Raw genomic sequence first — 1,397 nt, 5'->3', positions numbered from 1 at the left:
ATAGTGCTTAAAACTCTCTAAAAAAAGAAGGTTTGGAGGTTCTGGAAGTAAAAAAGCCGCCTCGTGGCCGGGCGGCTTTTTCTTGGAGTGCGGTTATGAAGATCACCAACATAAACTCATTATGCACAACTCGTGTGACAGGGCAATACCCTGTTTTCAGTCGGTACTCAATACGTCTTCAGGCGGCGGTTTTGAGGGCCTTTACAGCCTTCAGGACGTCATCGACATGACCGGGTACTTTAAGGCCGCGCCATTCGTCTTTCAACAGGCCATCGGCGCCGACTAAAAAGGTGCTGCGCTCGATACCCTTGACCTTTTTGCCGTACATGATCTTGTTTTTGACCACGCCAAACATGTGGCACATTTTTTCTTCGGTATCTGCGATCAACTCGAAGGGGAGTTCAAGCTTGGCCTTGAATTCGTCATGGGATTTCATGTTGTCGCGCGATACGCCGAACACGGTGGCACCGGCCTTGACGAAATCTTTGTAGCGGTCACGAAACTGCATGGCTTCGGTGGTGCATCCAGGGGTGTTATCTTTGGGATAAAAGTAAAGCACGACAACATGACCCAGGTGGGTCTGGTTGGAAACCTTGAGGCCACCTGTAGCGTTCGCTTCAAATTCGGGAAGTGGTTTGTTGACGACGACTGCCATACTGAGTAGACCCTGACGAAAGTAGTTGTAATTAGCCGTGGCTTTTGGTGGCAGAACCCGGGCTGGGAGTTCGTGCGCAGTATCAAGAGCAACCCGGTATTTTACTCTGAAAGAGGAATCCTTTCAGTCCTGGCTTCCCTCTGCCCCAATCAGCAGTGCGGCAACCACCCGGCGTCCCTCGCCCGCCAGAATGTTGTAAGTGCGGCAGGCGGCCAGTGTGTCCATGGTTTCGAGCCCTATGCGCTGCGCCATCAATAGGCGCAAAAACGCGGGCGGCGGAAAGCGCAGGCGCGACCCGCTGCCGAAAATCACCAGCTCGGGCTGCGTCTTCGCCAAAAGGGCGAAGTGCTCTGCCGTGAGCTGGTCAAAGCGCGAGCAATTCCAGTCGAATTTCTCGCCCCCTGAGCCAATCACGATGCTGTGTTCTATTTTTTCAGCGATGCCGTTGCGCCCCAGGCCTATCCAGCCGGGGCCGTAGCCCAAAATGGATTGGACATCAAGATGGTCTGGTTGGAGTTTCATGGTGATTCAGGTCGTTGAGGGGGGCGAAAAACGGCAACAAACCAGGCCGCTTTGCTGGCCGACTGCAAGCGAAAACCGCTTTTTATGTGGTCAAATTATAGATTCCGCTCTAATTCCCCGCTGCGGTGCTGCTGCCACCCCCTTACGATCGGGGCGATCGCCTCTGATTCTTTCAGCAAGGTTGCCGGAGCGGTTTTTGCCTGGGTATTGAAAAAAGCGC

The 1,397-nt window shown here is 53.5% G+C and carries 2 protein-coding genes; both read right to left on the bottom strand.

Annotated features, from left to right (window positions below; genetic code table 11):
• Window positions 1–178: 178 nt before the first annotated feature.
• On the bottom strand, window positions 179–655 hold the full coding sequence (locus Q8K05_RS12455) for a peroxiredoxin (protein WP_305246913.1): 477 nt from the start codon (window positions 653–655) through the stop codon (window positions 179–181).
• 123 nt (window positions 656–778) lie between these two features.
• On the bottom strand, window positions 779–1,177 hold the full coding sequence (locus tag Q8K05_RS12450; RefSeq protein WP_305246912.1) for an Mth938-like domain-containing protein: 399 nt from the start codon (window positions 1,175–1,177) through the stop codon (window positions 779–781).
• Window positions 1,178–1,397 lie beyond the last annotated feature (220 nt).

Source organism: Polaromonas sp., assembly GCF_030682935.1.
Lineage (GTDB): Bacteria > Pseudomonadota > Gammaproteobacteria > Burkholderiales > Burkholderiaceae_C > Polaromonas.
Note: the sequence above shows the minus strand (reverse complement) of the source record. Positions and strands in the feature narration are given on the sequence as shown.

Coding starts and splice junctions, on each gene's coding strand:
- Q8K05_RS12455 (WP_305246913.1), bottom strand. CDS start 655: ATGGCAGTCGTCGTCAACAAACCACTTCCCGAATTTGAAGCGAACGCT.
- Q8K05_RS12450 (WP_305246912.1), bottom strand. CDS start 1,177: ATGAAACTCCAACCAGACCATCTTGATGTCCAATCCATTTTGGGCTAC.